Annotated in this window: 15 protein-coding genes; 13 read left to right on the top strand and 2 right to left on the bottom strand. The window is 60.0% G+C overall.

Features of this window, described 5'->3' with window-relative positions:
* From FHS18_RS22405 to FHS18_RS22465, 13 genes are all read left to right on the top strand, one after another.
* Window positions 1-1,011: an LLM class flavin-dependent oxidoreductase gene (locus FHS18_RS22405; RefSeq protein ID WP_183602600.1), complete on the top strand. Its 1,011-nt coding sequence runs from the start codon at window positions 1-3 to the stop codon at window positions 1,009-1,011.
* Window positions 1,012-1,047: 36 nt separating this feature from the next.
* Window positions 1,048-2,232 (top strand): M20 peptidase aminoacylase family protein, encoded by a 1,185-nt coding sequence (locus FHS18_RS22410; protein WP_183602601.1) that lies wholly within the window; start codon window positions 1,048-1,050, stop codon window positions 2,230-2,232.
* Window positions 2,233-3,405, top strand: a complete 1,173-nt coding sequence (gene solA / locus FHS18_RS22415; RefSeq protein WP_183602602.1) for an N-methyl-L-tryptophan oxidase — start codon at window positions 2,233-2,235, stop codon at window positions 3,403-3,405.
* Between the two features lie 18 nt (window positions 3,406-3,423).
* Window positions 3,424-3,936: a DinB family protein gene (locus tag FHS18_RS22420; protein ID WP_183602603.1), complete on the top strand. Its 513-nt coding sequence runs from the start codon at window positions 3,424-3,426 to the stop codon at window positions 3,934-3,936.
* On the top strand, window positions 3,936-5,264 hold the full coding sequence (locus FHS18_RS22425; protein ID WP_183602604.1) for an LLM class flavin-dependent oxidoreductase: 1,329 nt from the start codon (window positions 3,936-3,938) through the stop codon (window positions 5,262-5,264). Before FHS18_RS22420 ends, FHS18_RS22425 begins: the two co-directional genes overlap by 1 nt.
* A 6-nt stretch (window positions 5,265-5,270) precedes the next feature.
* A complete protein-coding gene (locus FHS18_RS22430; RefSeq protein WP_183602605.1) occupies window positions 5,271-6,536 on the top strand; it encodes a M20 metallopeptidase family protein in 1,266 nt (421 codons plus the stop codon).
* Window positions 6,537-7,181: 645 nt separating this feature from the next.
* Complete coding sequence (locus tag FHS18_RS22435) at window positions 7,182-8,522, top strand: LLM class flavin-dependent oxidoreductase (RefSeq protein ID WP_183602606.1); 1,341 nt, start codon at window positions 7,182-7,184, stop codon at window positions 8,520-8,522.
* Between the two features lie 19 nt (window positions 8,523-8,541).
* Window positions 8,542-10,233, top strand: coding sequence for an ABC transporter substrate-binding protein (locus FHS18_RS22440; RefSeq protein ID WP_183602607.1), 1,692 nt, complete (start codon window positions 8,542-8,544; stop codon window positions 10,231-10,233).
* Window positions 10,234-10,261: 28 nt separating this feature from the next.
* A complete protein-coding gene (locus tag FHS18_RS22445; protein WP_183602608.1) occupies window positions 10,262-11,188 on the top strand; it encodes an ABC transporter permease in 927 nt (308 codons plus the stop codon).
* Window positions 11,189-11,206: 18 nt separating this feature from the next.
* A complete protein-coding gene (locus FHS18_RS22450) occupies window positions 11,207-12,106 on the top strand; it encodes an ABC transporter permease (protein WP_183602609.1) in 900 nt (299 codons plus the stop codon).
* Between the two features lie 17 nt (window positions 12,107-12,123).
* Complete coding sequence (locus tag FHS18_RS22455) at window positions 12,124-14,139, top strand: ABC transporter ATP-binding protein (RefSeq protein ID WP_183602610.1); 2,016 nt, start codon at window positions 12,124-12,126, stop codon at window positions 14,137-14,139.
* Between the two features lie 29 nt (window positions 14,140-14,168).
* Window positions 14,169-15,677, top strand: a complete 1,509-nt coding sequence (locus FHS18_RS22460) for a DHA2 family efflux MFS transporter permease subunit (RefSeq protein WP_246427835.1) — start codon at window positions 14,169-14,171, stop codon at window positions 15,675-15,677.
* Window positions 15,674-16,741 carry an LLM class flavin-dependent oxidoreductase gene (locus FHS18_RS22465; RefSeq protein WP_183602611.1) on the top strand — a complete coding sequence of 356 codons (1,068 nt, stop codon included), beginning with the start codon at window positions 15,674-15,676 and terminating at the stop codon, window positions 16,739-16,741. Before FHS18_RS22460 ends, FHS18_RS22465 begins: the two co-directional genes overlap by 4 nt.
* Window positions 16,742-16,932: 191 nt before the next feature.
* Here the strand turns inward: FHS18_RS22465 and FHS18_RS22470 are convergent, their stop codons facing one another.
* Window positions 16,933-17,958, bottom strand: a complete 1,026-nt coding sequence (locus tag FHS18_RS22470; RefSeq protein ID WP_183602612.1) for a FecCD family ABC transporter permease — start codon at window positions 17,956-17,958, stop codon at window positions 16,933-16,935.
* A 2-nt stretch (window positions 17,959-17,960) separates the two neighbouring features.
* Complete coding sequence (locus tag FHS18_RS22475; protein ID WP_246427836.1) at window positions 17,961-18,941, bottom strand: FecCD family ABC transporter permease; 981 nt, start codon at window positions 18,939-18,941, stop codon at window positions 17,961-17,963.
* Window positions 18,942-19,026 lie beyond the last annotated feature (85 nt).

The following is a 19,026-nucleotide window of genomic DNA, read 5'->3' on the forward strand; positions in this document are numbered from 1 at the left end:
ATGTCCGTTATCTTGAGCATATTGGATCAGAGCCCGGTCTATCCGGGCGAGACAACGACCGGCACGTTCGCTAACACGCTTGCATTAGCCAAGAAGTCCGAGGAGCTCGGTTTCCATCGGTTCTGGGTATCCGAGCATCACGATTCCGAGCATGTGGCGGGTTCTTCGCCCGAGGTGCTGATCTCTTACCTGCTCGCCAAGACGGAGCGGATTCGGGTCGGCTCCGGCGGCATCATGCTGCAGCACTACAGCCCCTATAAGGTCGCCGAGAATTTCCACGTGCTGGCTTCGCTCGCGCCGGGACGCGTCGACCTTGGCGTCGGCCGGGCGCCGGGCGGGCTGCCGCGCAGCACGCAAGCGCTGCAGCGGGGCATCGTGAATCCGCAGTCGCTGACCGAGAAGATCGTCGAGCTTCGCCATCATATCGAAGGCGGCCTGCCGGAAGGCGACCCGCTCGAAGGGCTGAAAGCATCGCCGATCCCGACGATCGCACCCGAGCTTCACGTGCTCGGCGCATCGAACGACAGCGCCGAACTCGCAGCCAGCCTAGGCTTGCCTTACGTCTTCTCCCTATTCATCGGAGGCGACGAAGAAGCCGCGATCGCCGCGATCCGTAAGTATCGCGATTCATTCAACGCGGAGAAGGGCACGCAGCCGCAAGCGATTCTGGCGCTGTCCGCGATCGTGGCCGATACCGATGAAGAAGCGCGCAGCCTCGTGCCGCCGCAGAAGCTGGTGAAAGTTCACCTGGCGAGCGGACGGAAAGTGACGCTCGGGAATATCGAACAAGCGGAAGAGTACGGCCGCCAATCCGGCGAAGCGTACACGATTGAAGAGAAAGAGCCGCTGATCACGGTCGGGTCGAAAGCTACCGTGCGCGGCAAGCTGCTTGAACTGCAGGAAGCAACAGGCGTGGATGAATTCATCATCACGACGAATATCGCGCCGTTCGATAAACGCGTGCGTTCCTATGAATTGCTCAGCGAAGCGTTCGCTGAAGTGACCGCTTAATCTTAAAAACGCGTCAACGAACAGGAGGTGTCTTGCATGAGCCAAGAGACGAAGCCGCTCAGCGGCGCTGCCATTGCCGGCCGGTTAATCGAGATCCGGAGGGAGCTTCACCAATATCCGGAGCTGTCGCACGAAGAGTTCGAGACGACCGCCCGAATCCGCAGGTGGCTCGAAGAAGCCGGCATCCGCATCGCGGACTTCCCGCTGCGGACGGGAATCGTGGCCGAGATCGGCGGCCTCCATGGGGGACCGGTCATCGCGCTGCGGGCGGATATCGACGCTTTGCCGATCGAGGAGGATACCGGCCTGAGTTATGCATCGCTTGTTCCGGGCAAAATGCATGCCTGCGGCCATGACTTCCATACGGCCTCGATTCTTGGGGCGGCCTATCTGCTGAAGGAGCAGGAAGCTGCTCTGCAAGGTACGATCCGCTTGCTGTTCCAGCCGGCCGAGGAGAAGGCCTCCGGCGCCCGCAAAGTCGTCGAGAGCGGAGCGCTGCAAGGCGTTCGCGCCGTGCTGGGGCTGCATAACAAGCCGGATCTGCCGGTGGGAACGATCGGCATCAAGGGCGGACCGCTCATGGCCGCGGCTGACGGGTTCGTCATCGAGGTTCAGGGCAAAGGCTCGCATGCCGCCGTACCCGATGCGGGCAATGACCCGATCGTGACCGCCGCTCACATCGTGACCGCGCTGCAGTCGATCGTGAGCCGGAACGTGAGCTCGCTGGATAGCGCCGTCATCAGCGTAACGAAGCTGAACAGCGGCACGATCTGGAACGTCATTCCGGAGAAGGCGGTGCTTGAAGGCACGATCCGCACTTTCGATGAAGGCGTGCGCAGATCGGTCATCAAGCGGTTCAATCAAGTGGTCGATGGCGTGGCCGCTGCTTACGATACAACGGCATCGGTGCGATGGATCGAAGGACCGCCCCCGGTCAGCAACGACGATACGTTGGCGCGTCTTGCCTGGGAAGAGGCGGAACGGCTGGGTCTTCTGCCGGTCGTTCCGACGCCATCCCCGGCGGGCGAAGACTTCTCGGTCTATCAGCAGCTTGTGCCCGGGCTGTTCGTGTTCTTCGGTACGGACGGACCGCAGGAATGGCATCATCCGGCGTTCGATCTCGATGAGCGGGCCTTGCCGATTGCGGCGGACTTCTTCGCCGCCTCCGCGGTTCGCGCGCTGAAGCATTACGCGGAATTAGGCGGGGAAGCGGATGCCTGAATGAGCGAGACGAGCAAGCGGAAAGCGTACGACGTCATTATCGTCGGAGCCGGGTCGATGGGCATGAGCGCGGGTTATTATCTGGCCCGGTCAGGCGTACGGACGCTGCTGATCGACGCGTTCGACCCTCCCCACGGCGAAGGCAGCCATCATGGCGAGCCTCGCCTGATCCGGCATGCGTACAGCGGAGGCGCAGCCTATATCGAACTTGCGCTGCGCGCCCAACGATTGTGGGAAGAAGCGGAAGCGAGCAGCGGCCTTAGGCTGTTCGAACGGTCCGGCGTGCTGAATATGGCGGACCCGAAGGTGTATTCGCTGCATGGCCGGCTGTCCGACGCGGTACGCCAAGGCGTTCAGGCCGAATGGTTGAACGCAGCCGAAATCCGGCACCGCTGGCCGGGGATCGAGCTTCCGGAGCGGTTCGAAGGCTTGTATGAGCCGGATGCCGGCTATCTCCATAGCGAGAGCTGCGTGACCGCCTATCGCAATCTTGCGCTGGCGCATGGCGCCGAGCTTATCGTGAATACGCCGGTTACGGGAATAACCGCGCGGGAAGGCAGCGTGACCGTGCATACGGCTAGCGGAGACTATGCCGCGGGCGCAGCCATACTGAGCGCAGGGGCCTGGTTCCGTACGCTTGCGCCGTTCATCGAACTTCCGATTCAAGCGGTCCGGAAGGTCGTCGGCTGGTTCGAGACGCAAGGCGGCGGCTTCGATGCCGGGCGGTTCCCGGGCTTCACGCTTGGCACGGAGCATGGCGGGTTCTACGGCTTCCCGAGCATTCAAGGCGCGGGACTGAAGATCGGCCGCCACGATCAAGGCATACCTTGGCATCCCGGCGAGACGCCGGACGCTTTTGGCACCTATCCGGAGGATGAAGGGGATCTCCGGTCGGCGCTTGCGGCCGTCATGCCGCAGGCGGCGGGCAGACTTCTTCGCAGCGCGGTCTGCAAGTACGAGCTGACGCCAGACGAGCATTTTATTATCGATCGTCATCCGGAACACCGGCATGTGTGGATCGCGGGCGGCTTTTCCGGACACGGGTTCAAATTTTCCAGCGTCATCGGCGAACAGCTCGCTTTGCTTGCCCAGCATCTTGCGCCTACTGCGGATTTAAGGCAATTCGCGTTGTCGCGATTTAATCCGGCGCCATCATCGCCGGCCAAACCATGAACAGTCGGAGGGAATCGTATGAGTGGAATCGATATTCAATCGTATTTGGACTCGCATCTTCTGTTGACCCGCGCGATCGCGGGGCTTGGCGAAGAACAGCTGAAGTGGAAGGAAACGCCTGCCAAGTGGAACGTGACCGAGGTTCTGGCCCATCTGGCCGACCATAACATCGTCGTCTCGTTCCGGATCCGGGATATTCTGGCGGATACGAAGGCGCAGCTGCCCGCGTTCAATCAGGACCGCTGGGTGGAAGGCCAACGCGCGAACGATAGCAATGCGACGGACATCCTGGACGCATACTGGGCGTTGCTGACGTATAACGCCCAGCTGTTCGGACGGCTGAGCGAGCCGGATTTGGAGAAGGGCGGCATTAACTTCAAAGGCGAATTCGTCAAGGTGCGCGATATCATCGGCGGCTTCACGAAGCATGTGCAGACTCACCTGGCCCAGATCGAACGGATTAAGAACGCTTACGCCAACCGGGAAGCAAACGTCTCGGCGGAATCAGTCGTACAAGGGGGAATCGAATAATGGCAAGCCGCAAACAGTTGAAGCTTGGCGCGATGCTGCATGGCGTCGGCAGCAGCACTTCGTTATGGAGGCATCCGGAAATTCCGTCCGATGCGAGCGTGAATTTCGAGGTTTACAAGCGTTGGGTCGAGAAAGCGGAGGCCGGCAAGTTCGATCTGGCTTTCGTCGCCGACGGTCTCTATATCAATGAGAAGTCGATTCCGCATTTCTTGAACCGCTTCGAGCCGATCACGATCCTTAGCGCCCTGGCCGGCGTCAGCAAGCATATCGGCCTAGTCGGCACGTTGTCGACGTCGTACAGCGAGCCGTTCACCGTTGCCCGGCAGTTCGGGTCGCTCGATCACATCAGCGGCGGCCGCGCAGGCTGGAACATCGTAACGTCGCCGCTTGAGGGCTCCGCGCTCAATTTCGGCAAGCAAGAGCATCCGGACCACGATAAGCGCTACCGCATCGCGACGGAATATCTTGAGGTTACGCGCGGCTTGTGGGATTCCTGGGAAGACGACGCGTTCGTGCGCGACAAAGCTTCCGGCGTCTTCTTCGATCCTGCCAAGCTGCATACGCTGAACCACAAAGGCGAGTTCTTCTCCGTCCAAGGTCCGCTTAATATCGCGCGCTCCAAGCAAGGGCATCCGGTTATTTTCCAAGCGGGAGCATCCGAGGTCGGCAAGGACTACGCGGCTCGGGAAGCGGATGCCGTCTTCACGGGGCATGAGACGGTCGAAGACGCGATCGCGTTCTATCAGGACGTGAAGAAGCGGGCGGCCGCGTTCGGACGCAATCCGGATCACGTCAAGATTTTCCCTGGCATCGCGCCGGTGGTCGGCAGTACGGAAGAAGAGGCGGAACGCAAGTACCAAGAGGTCGTCGACTTGGTCTCGGCCGAGAATGCGCTGCTGTATCTGGGCAGGTTCTTCGAGCACCACGACTTCTCGCAATACGATCTGGATGCGCCGTTCCCTGAGCTGGGCGACCTTGGCCGCAACAGCTTCCAGAGCGGCACGGACAAGATTAAGGCCGATGCCAAAGCGAAAGGCTTGACGCTGCGCCAAGTGGCGTTATCCGTCGCAACGCCGCGTCCGACCTTCATCGGTACGGCAGAGCAGGTCGCGGACAAAGTGCAGGAATGGTTCGAGCGAGGCGCGGCTGACGGCTTCATGATCGGCAGCTCGGTACCGCGCGGCTTGGAAGATTTCATCGACCACGTCGTGCCGATTCTCCAAGCCCGCGGATTGTTCCGCACCGAATACGAAAGCGATACGCTGCGCGGCAATCTCGGGGTGCCGATTCCCGAGAATCGGTATGCCAAGTCCGCGCAAGAAGCGTAAGCGGGCATGGGAACGCATGAGCTGGCGGCTGTTCCCGGCGAGGAAGAGGTTCGCGATGCGCTAGCCGCGATGCTGTCGTACGCAGGCACGCTGCATGACGAGCTGGTCGCGCTGCGCAGGGATCTGCATCGGCATCCTGAGCTGCTGTACGAGACCGACCGCACCGCCGCTATCGTTGCGGGGCTGCTGACGGAATGGGGGCTCGACGTGAATACGCACGTCGGGCCGCATTTCGGTAAAGGCGTCGTGGCTACGCTTCGCGGAGCCCGTTCGGGCAACCGGACGATCTTGCTGCGCGCCGATATGGACGCGCTTCCGATCACGGAACGTATTGACGAGGACTACGTTTCGACGGTTGAAGGCGTCATGCACGCCTGCGGCCACGACGCGCATACCGCAATGCTGCTCGGGGCGGCGAAGACGCTGGCTGCGCACCGGGACCAGCTGCCTTACGAAATCCGTTTCGTCTTCCAGCCAGCGGAGGAAGGGGCATTGCCAAGCCCGCTCGACGGCCGGCTGCTGTCAGGCGGCCGCGATCTGATCGATGGGGGCGTGCTCGATGGCGTCGACCGGTGTTACGCGCTGCATGTCTGGCCCGAACTGGAAGCGGGGACGGCCGGCATTCATTCGCATTACGCGATGGCGGCTTCGTCGCATTTTCACGTCACCTTGACAGGGAAGAACGGGCATCATGGGACGCCGCATCTAGCGGTGGACGCCATCCAGATGACGGCAAGCTATATCGCGGCCGTGAACGGGATGATGACGCATGGGATCGATCCGAGGGAATCGGCCGTGCTTGCGTTCGGGACCGTGCAAGCGGGAACGGTCATTAATGCGATCGCGGAACAGAGCCGGCTGACCGGAACGTTCCGCGCCTTCACCAAATCGACCGTCGCCGCGATAACCGCAGGTCTTGCGAGGCACGCCGAAGCCGTCGCGCTGTCCCATGGCGGCTCCTACAGCATTGCGCTGCGGGAAGGCATTGCCGTCGTGAATGATACGGCGGCGGTTCAAGACGTCATCCGTGCGGGTGCTTCCATTCTGGGACCGGATCACATGCTGAGGTTGGAGACGCCAAGTCTAGCGGGCGAAGACTTCGGCTGGTATCTGGATCAAGTGCCCGGCGCGTTCATCCTGCTCGGCTGCGGCAACGCGGAGCTGGGGATCACGTCCGGCTTGCACCAACCGACGTTTAATCTGGATGAGCAAGTTCTTGTTCATGGCACGCGCCTGCTCGTGCAGCTGGCCGTTGATTCATCGATAGCTTAGTCTCAAGATATAGGCACCGATTGCAGGAGAACAGACCTGATAATCGGTGTTTTTTGTGGTTTGAAATTTTTGTGGTTTGAAAATTATGCACACCACGGAAGAGATCTATGGATAAAAGTAAAGCGTGTCCGCATGAGGATTGGGATGCCCCCCGGTGGGGAGCACACCAATTCTATTGCGGACTTCAGCGAGGAATAGCTGGAAGCATGCATTAAGGCTGCAAATACAGGTCTGCTCCATAAAGCAAACCGTGGCGAACGAAGCTCGAATAAGAAGCTTTGTCCCAGCGAATTGGTTTGCAAGTCACTCGCAAACCATTCCGCTGGGACAAAAGCGGGCCAACGTCGAAAGGACACATCGAAGACGGCCGCGTCACGAGCCACGCCAATTCCGGGTGTCAAGAGGGCCGAGGCTACAAGTTTTCCAACGGAAAACTCGCTTCGGAAGCATAAGCTTGCATCCCCTCCGTTGGAGGGGTGGGGGAGGCGAAAAAGGCATCGATAGAACCTGACTAACTGCCTATAGAAGACATTAATAGGTCATTGTGCGGCTGGATGCCGAGGTGATACATTGTTACCAAGCTTAATTCCTATTAAACAGGTAGGATAAATAAACAACAAATAATCGAGTTGAGGTGGAGAGAATATGGGGAACATTCGTCAGCTTAAATTAGGAACGGTCATCCATGGCGTGGGAGGCAGCACATCGGGCTGGAGACACCCGGATATGCCATCGGACGCAAGCGTCAATCTGGAATTCTATAAGCAGCAGGCCCAGAAAGCGGAGGAAGGCAAGTTCGACTTCGTATTCATCGCTGACGGCCTCTTCATAAATGAGAAATCGATTCCGCACTTCCTGAATCGTTTCGAACCGATTACGATCCTGTCGGCGCTCGGCGCCGTGACGAAGCGGATCGGACTCGTCGGCACATTATCCACCTCCTATAGCGAACCGTTCACCGTGGCGCGCCAATTCGCCTCGATCGATCATATTAGCGGCGGCCGCGCAGGCTGGAATGTGGTCACCTCGCCGCTGGAGGGCAGCGCCCTCAACTTCGGCGGCAAAGCGCATCCGTCGCATCCGGACCGTTACCGCATCGCGGAAGAATACTTGGAAGTGGCCAAAGGGTTGTGGGATTCATGGGAGGACGACGCGTTCGTGTGCGATAAGGAGAGCGGCGTGTTCTTCGACCCGCTGAAGCTGCACAGGCTCGATCATAAAGGCGAGTTCTTCTCGGTTCAAGGACCGCTCAATATTGCCCGTTCGAAGCAAGGGCAGCCGGTCGTCTTCCAAGCCGGTTCATCGGACAGCGGACGCTCGCTAGCGGCGAAGACGGCAGACGCGGTGTTCACGGGGCCGGAATCGATCGAAGAAGCGAAGGAGTTCTACAAGGACGTCAAGCAGCGCATCGCGCAGAACGGCCGCAATCCGGAGCATACGCTGATCTTCCCGGGAATCGGTACGATTATCGGCCGCACGCAGGAGGAAGCGGAGGCGAAGTATCAGGAGATCGCCAGCCTCGTCACGATCGACAAAGCGCTGGATCACTTGGGCCGTTTCTTCGAGCATCACGATTTCTCGCAATATCCGCTAGACGAGGCGTTCCCGGACCTGGGCGACTTCGGATCGAACAGCTTCCGCAGCACGACGGACCGGATCAAACACAGAGCCAAGGAGCACAATCTTACGCTGCGTCAGGTTGCCCTGCAAGCGGCGACGCCGCGCTCGGTCTTCATCGGGACGCCGGAGCGGATCGCGGATCTGCTGCAGCAATGGTTCGAGGAAGAGGCAGCCGACGGTTTCATCGTAGGGGCGGCTTATCCGGGGGCATTGGATGAATTCGTGGACAGCGTCGTACCGATCTTGCAGGCGCGCGGTCTGTACCGGGACGATTACGAGGCTGACACGCTGCGCGGCAATCTCGGCATTCCGGTTCCCGAGAACCGTTACTCGGCTCGCAAGTCTGCCAGCGCTGGCGTGAACTAGTAGAAGAGGAGGCTCGTCCATGAAGAATCGATATTCTTTCCGGCGAACAGCGACCGTGCTGATCGCCCTCGCGCTTGCACTATCGGCATGCGCGACGAATAACACAGCCAATAACACATCTAATAACGCAGCTGCTAACACTGGCTCCGGCGCTGCTGCAGCGGGGGATACGAAGGAAACTGCCGCTGACGATACAGCGGCTGCGCAAGGCGGCGAACTCAGCTATGCGCTGGCAACCTCGCCGGATTCGCTTGATCCCCATCGCAGCGGCTTGGCCGTAGCCGTTCGCGTCATCCGCACGATCTACGACTCGCTCGTCGTACAGCTGCCGGACAATTCAATCAAGCCGTGGCTTGCGACATCCTGGACCGTATCCGAAGACGGCAAGAGCTACACGTTCAAGCTGCGCGAGGACGTGAAGTTCCACGACGGCACGCCGTTCAACGCGGAGGCGGTCAAGTATAACTTCGACCGGATCCTGGATTCGGCTACGAAAGCAGCTAACGCCGCGGCGCTGCTCGCGCCTTACCAATCGTCCGAAGTCATCGACGAATACACGGTCAAGTTGAACTTGGCTACGCCGTCGCGCGCTTTCCTCGGCAATCTCAGCCAAGCGCTGCTCGGCATCGTGTCGCCGACAGCAGCCAAGAAGGACGGCGACCAATTCGGCCAGCATCCGGTCGGAACCGGGCCTTATAAGTTCGTGAGCTGGCAAGAGAACGCCGAGATTAAAGTCGCCCGCAACGAGAGCTATGCATGGGCGCCGGAGATCGTGAAGAACACGGGCGCTCCGTACTTGGACGGCATCGCGTTCAAGATCGTGCCGGAAGAGGCGACGCGGATCGGCAGCGTGCAGAGCGGCCAAGTGCTGGCAGGGGAGACCGTGCCGCCGCAGAATATCGTCGCCCTCAAGAGCGACCCGAACTTCCAGCTGCTCTCGGCTAACACGGTCGGATTGCCATACACGCTCTTCTTCAATCTCGAGCGCGCGCCGTGGAACGACGCCAAAGCCCGCCAGGCGGTCAAATACGCCGTCGATGTGGATGCGATCGTGAAGACGTTATACCTGGGCACCTATGACCGCGCATGGTCGCCGCTTACGCCCGGCACATTCGGTTACGACGCAACGCTTGAGAACAGCGTGAAACCCGATATCGAGAAGGCGAATGCGCTGCTCGACGAGCTGGGCTGGACCAAGGGCGCGGACGGCATTCGCGAGAAGGACGGCAAGAAGCTGACCTTGCAATACGTCGACGCGACGCCGAACCGCGAGAAGCGCAACGATATCGCGGTGATCATCCAGCAGCAGCTAAAGGCCATCGGAATCGCGGTCAACGTCGAGATTACGAAAGATGTGCGTACGGTCGTCTTCACGAATGGCGCGTACGATCTCTACGGCAACAGCCAGGTGAACTCGGACCCGAACGCGCTCTACGCGTTCTACCATACGTACGATCCGAAGGGAAGAGCGTCCCTGTCCCGCTTGTCGGATCCGGCCATCGATAAGCTGCTCGAGCAAGGATTGGTCGAACCAGATGATACGAAGCGGGCGGAGATCTACAAGGAAATCCAGCATTACATCGTCGATCAGGCGATCGTGCTTCCGATCTACGTCTTCCCCTATACGGTAGCGGCAGCCAAATCGGTGGAAGGAATCGTGTTCGATTCGCTCGGCTATCCGCTGTTCAACGATGCGACGGTTAAACCTTAAATCGACTAGGAGAGAGGAGGATTAGGGCATGGCACGGTTATTGGCAGGTCGCGTTCTCTCTTCCGCCTTGGTCATTCTCGGTTCATTGGTGTTGGTCTTCGCGATCCTCTACGTGCTGCCGGGCGATCCGACGGACACGATTCTCGATCCGGCGGTGGCAACGCCCGAGATGGTGGCTAACTTAAGGGCGCAGCTGGGCGTGGATCAGCCCTTCCACATTCAATTCATCCGTTATTTCGAGAAGATGATCCAGGGGGATTTCGGCCAATCGTTAGTCACTTCTGAGCCCGTCCTGGATAAAATCGTGGAGCACTTCCCCGCAACGATCGCGCTAACCGTTGCCAGCTCGCTCGTATCCGTCACCGTCGGCCTCGTCCTCGGCGTGCTGTCGGCCGTCCATCGCAATCGGCTGATCGACATCGTCGCCCGCATCATTGGCTTGTTCGGCATCTCCATGCCGACGTTCTGGTCCGGCATCCTGCTGATCGTCTTGTTCAGCCTTCAGCTCGGCTGGTTCCCCGCGATGGGCTCGAATGGCTGGCGCACCCTCGTACTGCCCGCGATCACGCTCGGCATTGTCGGCGCGGGCTTCATCGTCCGCATGGTTCGTTCGAGCATGCTCGACATCATCGACGAGCAATTCATCGTTACGCTGCGGTCCAAGGGACTGACCGAACGCGCGATCATGTATCGTCATGCGCTGCGCAACGCGCTTATACCGGCGGTGACGATGATCGGCATGATCGTAGGCGAAATGCTGGCCGGCACCGTCGTCATCGAGACGGTGTTCTCCCGGCAAGGCATCGGCCGGATCATTTCCGACGCGCTGATGGCGAAGGACCTGCCCGTCGTGCAGGGCGTAATTTTCTTCTCGGCCATCGTCTACGTCGCCGTCAATTTGCTCGTCGATCTGTCCTACTCGGTCATTGATCCGAGAGTCAGACGCTCTACATGAGAAGGGAGTTGAATCGTCATGCGGGAAGCGATCACCGCAAAAGCGGTTTGGCGTGAGCGCGGCCGGCGGCAGCTGGCTTCGCTTCGCTTCCGGCGCATAGCGGCAGCCGACGCGCTGCTCGTCCTCGCCGGCGCGGTCGTGCTCCTCATTATCGCCTGCGCGATCGTGCCAGGGTGGATCGCGCCTTATGCCCCGACAGAGATGCTCACGGATAACATCTTGAAGCCGCCGAGCACGGATCACTTATTCGGCACGGATTATTTCGGCCGGGATATCTTCAGCGTCGTCGTGCACGGCAGCCGGGATTCGCTGTTCATCGGCTTCGCCTCGGTGCTGATCGGTGGGCTGGCCGGCGGAATCATCGGCGCGGTATCCGGCTACGTCGGGGGGATTGCGGATACGATCCTCATGCGGTGCAACGACATCTTGATGACGATTCCCGGCATCTTGCTCGCGCTTGCCATCGCCGGCGCGCTCGGTCCGGGCATGTTCAACATCGTGCTCGCGGTCGCCGTCGCCTCGATCCCCGGCTATGCCCGCGTCATGCGCGCGCAGATCATCAGCATTAAGAGCCGGACCTTCATCGCGGCTTCGTCTTCCATGGGCGCGTCGCCGATGCATATTTTCTGGCGGCACGTCCTGCCCAATGCATTGTCGCCGTTGCTCGTTATGGCGACGATCGGAATCGGGACATCGATCCTGACCGGATCGGGGCTAAGCTTCCTTGGACTGGGGCTTCTGCGCGAAGTGCCTGATTGGGGAACGCTCTTGTCGCAGGGCCGGGGCTATCTGACGGTTGCCTGGTGGATGTGCACCTTCCCGGGCCTAGCGATTACGCTGTTCGTCCTTGCCGTCAATATCATCGGGGACCGGCTGCGGGACGATATGGATCCGAAGAAACGCCGCGTGCGCGGATAACAGAAGGGGGAACGACAATGAATCCGTTGCTCGACATACGCCGGCTATCGGTTGAATTCCAGACGAAGCACGGCAGCTTACAGACGATTGCCGACGTGACCTTCGATATCCAGCCAGGCGAGACGGTCTGCCTGGTCGGCGAATCCGGCAGCGGCAAGACCGTCACTTCCAAAGCGATCCTAAGGCTGATCGATCATGAACGGGGGAGAATCTCGGGCGGCGCCATCGAGCTGGCTGGCCGGGATCTGGCGAAGCTTCCCGAATCGGAGCTGCGCGGTATCCGAGGCAAGAAAGCGGCGATGGTCTTCCAGGAGCCGATGGCCGCGTTCGATCCCGTCTTCACGATCGGCCAGCAAATCGTCGAGACGCTGCGCCGCCATGAGCGGATCTCGCAGCGTGACGCATGGCGCCGAGGCATCGAGCTGCTGGAGCGGGTCGGCATACCTGAGCCCGCCATTCGCATGAAGCAATATCCCGGCGAGTTGTCCGGGGGCATGCTGCAGCGGGCGATGATCGCCATGGCGCTCTCCTGCAGGCCGGAGCTGCTCATCGCCGATGAGCCGACGACCGCGCTTGACGTAACGATTCAAGCGCAAATACTGCAGCTGCTGCAGGAGTTGCAGGATGAATACAAGATGGCGATCCTGCTCATTACCCACGATCTCGGCATAGCCGCAGAGGTTGCTGACCGCGTCGTCGTCATGTACGCAGGGCGGATCGTCGAGCAAGGACCGACCGCGGAGCTGTTCGAGCAGCCCCAGCATCCTTACACGAAGGGCTTATTGAAGTCGATCGCGCCGCTGACCAGCGTTCGCGGTTCCCGGCTCTACTCGATTCCCGGCTCGATCCCTTCGCTTGCGGCGCTGCCTAGCGGATGCGTGTTCCATCCGCGCTGCCCGCAGGCTACGGAGCGGTGCCGTTCCGAAGCGCCGGCGCTTACGCGCAGCGCGGATAGGGAAGTCGCCTGCTGGCATGCGGAGCAATCCGCATCCGCACACTTCCCCGCAATCGCGGATCTGCATGTGGACGAACCGGCTCCCGAGCCGGCGGAACGGTCGGAGGAGCGGAGCAATATCGCTTTATTCGAAGCGGAACATGTACATAAATACTATCCGGTTGCCAAACAAGGGCTTCTCGGGCCGCGAACGTTCATACGCGCGGTCGACGATGTCTCGTTCACGATCCGCCGCCATGAAACGTTCGGTCTCGTCGGCGAATCGGGCAGCGGCAAATCGACCCTCGGCCGGGTGCTGCTCCAACTGGAACAAGCGACCTCCGGCCGCATCCGCTTCCAAGGTCAGACGCTGACCGAAGTGGAGGGGGCGGCCTTACGCAGGCTGAGGCGGGAAATGCAGGTCATCTTCCAGGATCCGTACAGTTCGCTTAATCCGAGATGGACCGCGGGCGACAGCATTGCCGAACCGCTTAGAATCCATAGCGGCATCACGGCGAATGAACGGGAGGAACGGGCGGCGGAGCTGCTTAGGCTGGTGGGGCTCGACCCGGCGCACCTGGGCAAATACCCGCACGAGTTCTCAGGCGGACAGCGCCAGCGGATCGGCATTGCCCGGGCAATCGCGCTTGAGCCGTCGTTCATTCTCGCGGATGAAGCCGTATCGGCGCTTGATGTATCCGTGCAGGCGCAGGTCGTGAATCTGCTGCAGGATCTGCAAGAGAAGCTTGGGCTTACGTATCTCTTCATCGCGCATGGCCTTCAGGTCGTGCGGCATATCTCGGACCGGATTGGCGTCATGTACTTAGGCAAGCTGGTCGAGGTTGCGCCGAGCGACGAGCTGTTCCGGCATCCCGCGCACCCCTATACGAGACTGCTGATCGATTCGATTCCAAGACAGCAGTCCGGCGGCCGGGCGACTGCCGGCATCAAGGGCGAGATTCCTTCGCCGGCCAACCCGCCGAGCGGCTGCCGGTTCCATACCCGCTGCCCGCTGGCAACGGCCAAATGCAAGGAAGAGCAGCCTGAGCTTCGGCAGCTTGGCGCCGACCATCTTGCGGCATGCCATTATCCGCTTTGATTCCATAAACCCCACGAGGAGGTGCTGGCTTGACGGTTCATCCGAGCGATGCAAGAGAAGCGGCGAGTGATGGTCATACAACCAATCGCTCGCCTGCTTCGTTCTGGCCGGTGCTCGTTACGATTTTCCTAGGCTCATTCGCGGGCATGTATCATGTCGTGTCCCTTAACGTTTCGCTCCCTGGATTCATAGGCATCTTCGATACCGAGCTAAGGGTCGTGCAGTGGATGCTGACCGGATTTACGCTGGCCAGCGGCATTATCGTGCCGGTTACCGGTTATGCGATGAAGCGATTCGGTTCCAAGCGCTTGTTCCTGCTTGCCATCGGGGGGATTACGGTCAGTTCGCTGCTATGCGCGATTTCGTGGAACGTGGAGAGCCTGATCGCCTTTCGCGTCGTGCAGGGGGCGTTCTGCGGCCTGATTCAACCGGTCTCGCTCGCGCTTATCTATCGCGTGATTCCGGAAGACAAGCAGCCTTTGGCGGTTAGCGTATGGTCCTTCTCGACCGTTCTTGGCACCGCTATCGGTCCGACGCTCAGCGGATGGCTGCAGAGCTTCGACTGGCCGCTTATCTTCCTTGTCACCGTTCCCGTAGGAATCGGCGCATGGGTGGCTGCAGCAATCGTTCTGCCGCAAGATCAGGCGAACCGCGGTGCCAAGCTGGACTTGGTCGGGCTTGTCCTTGCGACAGGGGGAAGTCTCTCGCTGCTGCTGTTGTTCGGGAATATGACGAGTTGGGGCTGGAAGAGCGGACTTACATGGAGCATGCTGATCATCGGGGCAGGCGGCATGGCGGCATTCGTCTGGCAAGCGGGGAGGAGCCGGCATCCGCTGCTGGAGCTTAAGCTGCTGCGCAATCCGCGATTCGCGTTAAGTTTGGCGGCGTCGATGATCCTCTCTTTCGGATTGTACGCGGTCGTTTATTTCATGCCGCTGTTCCTGGTCGAGCTCAAAGGAATGACGCCGTTCCGGGTCGGGCTCTTGTTCTTGCCCGCGGCCGCCTGCTTGACGGGGGCAACCTTCTTTTCCGGCAGAGCCTACGCAAAGCTGGGTCCGGTGAAGCTCATCATAGCCGGCAGCGTTATTTTATTCGTATCCACCTACTATTTCAGCCATTTGGCGGCAGGCACCAGTCTAGGCGTGATCATGGTTTGGCTGGCCATCCGCAATATCGGGACCGGTCTTGCGATGACGCCCGCGACCAATGCGAGCATGTCGGCCGTTCCGCAGGAGCTGCTCGGCCACGCTTCCGCGCTATTGAACTGGCTGCGGCAAGTCTTCAGCGCATTGTCGCTCGGGATCTGCACGTCCATGTTCTACGCTCGACTGTCGGCGCATCAGCAAGCAATGGCCGATGAGGGCAGCGTTCCGGCATCGGAGCGGTATCAGTTGGCTTACATGATGAGCATTCATGACGTGTTCTTCGTCGCGAGCGTGGTCGTAGCCGCGGTCATTCCGATCGCGCTCCTGATCCGAAATCCGGTCAAAGCGGAGGCTGTCCCGGTTCATCTGCCCAAAGGAGGCGAAAGCGCATGAAATTCATCTGGTTCAGCTTAGGTCTAAACCTGCGGAATGTCGTCACAGGCGAGCAGTTGACGACCAGCGAGAAGTTCGAGAACATTATCCGGCAAGCCGAACTCGCCGAGAAGCTCGGTTTCGAAGGATACGGCATCGGCGAGCGGCACGGCGAGCCGTTCTTATCCTCGTCGCCGCCGCTCATTCTGACGGCGATCGCCGGCCGGACGTCCCGGATCCGGCTGCTCACTGCGGTTACCGTCTTAAGCGTGCTTGACCCCGTGCGCGTCGCCGAGGATTATGCGACGCTGGATCATCTGTCCGGCGGCAGATTGGAGCTCATCATCGGCAAAGGCAACGACCCGCGGCATTATCCTTTATTCGGGATTACCGAAGAGGAGCAGTGGGATTCGATGGCGGAGCGCTATGAATTGCTGCGCCGGTTGTGGCGGGAGGAGAACGTAACGTGGGAAGGCCGATACCGGCCGGCGCTCGCGAACGTGACGACGCAGCCGAGACCATTGCAACAGCCGATTCCGATCTGGCACGGCAGCGCATCGAGCACAAGGTCGACGGAGCTGGCGGCCCAATACGGCGAGCCGATCTTCTCTTCGAACTCGTTCCATCACCTGGCCAAATATAAGGATCTGATCGAGCATTACCGCGAGCGGCTCGCTTATTACGGACATGATCCGAGGAAGGCGGTCGTAGGCGCTGGGGCCGGCAGCCTGTATCTGGCCAGGACGACCGAAGAGGCGATCCGGCGTTATCGTCCTTATTATGAAGCGTTCCAGGCAACGGCTGCGGCCAAGCATAACCAGTCCCCGTTCTCTTCGCTCGAGGATGCGATCGAGAATGGCCCCAGCCTCGTCGGCAGCGCGGAACAGGTCATCGAGAAAATATTGAAATACCAAGACGCGTTCGGCCATCAAGTCTTGGCGCTTAGCGTGGATGGGCTTACGGAGGCGGAGCAGCGGGAGCAGATGGAACGGTTCGCTGCGGATATCGCCCCGGTATTGCGCAGAGAAGTAGGCAGCGAGGTGTGGAATCAGCAGGAGCGAGCGGCAGACGTTACCATCTCTTGAACGGCGATACCCGGTCCGGAATGAAAAATCCCTGTAAGACGCAGTGCCGTGAGGCGCCGCTTCTCGCAGGGATTTTTTAGAAATATAAGCGTTTATATGTTTCACATCTATAAATAAGCTTCTATTTCTCCGGAATGAAACGCGCTTGCGCCATTAAAGACGCCCTCAGCCGTTTCACCTTGCCTATCCTATTAAGTCGTCCGAATGAGCAAGTAGACGAAATAAATGCCGCCGAGAATCGAGACGACGAGTCCGACGGGAATCTCCATCGGGGACATGACGACGCGTCCGAGCGTATCCGCGGTCAGCAGCAGCAGGCCACCGATTGCAGCCGTCGCCGGCAATACTCTGGCGTGACGCGCGCCGACCAGCTTCCGGGCGATATGCGGAGCGATGAGTCCCAGGAATGTAATGCCCCCGCCGACGGATACGCAAACGCCGGCCAAGGCGACGGAGATCAGGAGCATCAGCCGACGCTCGCGCTCGACGTGAAGGCCGACGCCCGTAGAGATGGGATCGTTGAACTGCAGCAGATCAAGCATGCGCGACTTGTACCAGGCAAGCGGGATGAGCACGCACAACCATGGCAGTACGGCGCCCACGAACGTCCAGTTGGTGCCCCAGATCGTCCCCGACAGCCAGACGATCGCTTTCATGAAGTCGACCGGCTCCATCTTCATCTGGAAGACGATCAGCCCCGCGCCGAACGCCGAGTTGATGCCGATGCCGACCAGCAGCAGCCGGACCGGCGTAATCTTCCCCTTCTTCAGCGAGATCGCATAGATGAGGAACGCGGCCAGGAAGGCGCCGAGCAGTGCAATGGCCGGCATCAGGAAAACGGAAGCCCATTTGTTCAGGAAGGTCGTTGCTTGGAAGAAAAACATATACAGCACGACCGCGAATCCGGCCCCCGAGTTAATGCCGAGAATGCCCGGATCCGCCAGCGGATTCTGCGAAATGCCTTGCAGCATTGCGCCGGAGACGGCAATGCCCATGCCGACGAGCACGGCGAGCACGATCCGCGGCAGCCGGAATTGGAAGAGCGTGAGCTCGTCCTCCGGCGTGCCGCCTCCGAACAACGTATCGATGACGGTGCCGAGCGGAATTCGGATCTGTCCGGCGTTAATGCTGACGGCCATCATGACAAGCGTGAGCAGCAGCGTGAGCAGCAGAACCATGCGGAATTTGCGGTCTGAATGGATCGTACGATTGCGCATGATTAGCTTCTCCCTTCTTTGCGTGCCAGATAGAGGAAGAATGGCACGCCTACGATCGCCGTTACCGCGCCGAGCGGCGTCTCGAACGGCGGATTGACAATCCGTCCGAGCATATCGGCTCCGAGGAGCAGCAGCCCGCCGAGCACGGCGGAATAGGGCAGGATCCAGCGGTAATCGGTGCCGACTAGCATGCGCGTAATGTGCGGAATGACGAGGCCGACGAACCCGATCATGCCGGCCATCGATACCGCGGCGCCGGTCAACAGCAGCACGACCAGCATGCCCGCCAGCTTCACCAGATTGGTGCGCAGGCCGAGGTTCTTGGCGATGTCCTCGCCAAGGCTAAGGATCGAGATCGACCGTGACAGCAAAAGAGCTAGCACCAGGCCGGCAAGGATGAACGGCAGCGTAAAGTAGAGATGCTGCGGCTGCACGCTGGATACGCCGCCCGCGAACCAGTAGCTCAAGTTCTTCGACACGTTGAAGCGCAGCGCAATGACGGTCGAGAGCGAGCTGAGCAAGGAGGCGATCGCCGACCCGGCCAAAGCGAGCTTCACCGTGGTCATGCCGCCTTTGGCAAGCGCGGCTGTCCCGAAGACGAGCGCGGCTCCGACGCCGGCGCCGGCAAACGAATAGCCCATCATGCCGAAGTAGGAGATGCCCGGTACAACGGCCAGCGCGATGGCGATCAAGAACGAGGAACCGGCCGTTACGCCTAATGTGGAGGGCGATGCGAGCGGGTTATTCGTCATCCCTTGCATGATTGCGCCGGATACGGCTAAGGCCGCGCCGACGGCAGCCGCCGCGATCGCGCGGGGAAGCCGGAGCTCCCGGACGATGACTTGCGCTGGATTGTCCGTGTCGTAACTGAACAAGGCGTTAAGGATATCTTGAACGCGCAGATTCGAAGCGCCGAGATGGATGGAAGCGATCATTAGCAGGAATAATAATCCAAGGCAAACGAGCAAGAGGCCCGAATTCATTAGCCTTCTTCTTAAAGTAGGCTTGTTGTCAGTGTCCGTCTGTGAAATGGCAGTCATGGTATCGGTCCTTTGAATTTTTAATGAA

The sequence above is a fragment of the Paenibacillus phyllosphaerae genome (assembly GCF_014192105.1).
Classification (GTDB): domain Bacteria; phylum Bacillota; class Bacilli; order Paenibacillales; family Paenibacillaceae; genus Paenibacillus_Z; species Paenibacillus_Z phyllosphaerae.

What these genes read in the sequence shown, in the direction of transcription:
- FHS18_RS22425 (WP_183602604.1), top strand. Translation starts at nt 3,936, where the DNA reads ATGGCAAGCCGCAAACAGTTGAAGCTTGGCGCGATGCTGCATGGCGTC.
- FHS18_RS22405 (WP_183602600.1), top strand. Translation starts at nt 1, where the DNA reads ATGTCCGTTATCTTGAGCATATTGGATCAGAGCCCGGTCTATCCGGGC.
- FHS18_RS22475 (WP_246427836.1), bottom strand. Translation starts at nt 18,941, where the DNA reads ATGAATTCGGGCCTCTTGCTCGTTTGCCTTGGATTATTATTCCTGCTA.
- FHS18_RS22470 (WP_183602612.1), bottom strand. Translation starts at nt 17,958, where the DNA reads ATGCGCAATCGTACGATCCATTCAGACCGCAAATTCCGCATGGTTCTG.
- FHS18_RS22410 (WP_183602601.1), top strand. Translation starts at nt 1,048, where the DNA reads ATGAGCCAAGAGACGAAGCCGCTCAGCGGCGCTGCCATTGCCGGCCGG.
- FHS18_RS22435 (WP_183602606.1), top strand. Translation starts at nt 7,182, where the DNA reads ATGGGGAACATTCGTCAGCTTAAATTAGGAACGGTCATCCATGGCGTG.
- FHS18_RS22465 (WP_183602611.1), top strand. Translation starts at nt 15,674, where the DNA reads ATGAAATTCATCTGGTTCAGCTTAGGTCTAAACCTGCGGAATGTCGTC.
- FHS18_RS22420 (WP_183602603.1), top strand. Translation starts at nt 3,424, where the DNA reads ATGAGTGGAATCGATATTCAATCGTATTTGGACTCGCATCTTCTGTTG.
- solA (WP_183602602.1), top strand. Translation starts at nt 2,233, where the DNA reads ATGAGCGAGACGAGCAAGCGGAAAGCGTACGACGTCATTATCGTCGGA.
- FHS18_RS22450 (WP_183602609.1), top strand. Translation starts at nt 11,207, where the DNA reads ATGCGGGAAGCGATCACCGCAAAAGCGGTTTGGCGTGAGCGCGGCCGG.
- FHS18_RS22430 (WP_183602605.1), top strand. Translation starts at nt 5,271, where the DNA reads ATGGGAACGCATGAGCTGGCGGCTGTTCCCGGCGAGGAAGAGGTTCGC.
- FHS18_RS22440 (WP_183602607.1), top strand. Translation starts at nt 8,542, where the DNA reads ATGAAGAATCGATATTCTTTCCGGCGAACAGCGACCGTGCTGATCGCC.
- FHS18_RS22445 (WP_183602608.1), top strand. Translation starts at nt 10,262, where the DNA reads ATGGCACGGTTATTGGCAGGTCGCGTTCTCTCTTCCGCCTTGGTCATT.
- FHS18_RS22455 (WP_183602610.1), top strand. Translation starts at nt 12,124, where the DNA reads ATGAATCCGTTGCTCGACATACGCCGGCTATCGGTTGAATTCCAGACG.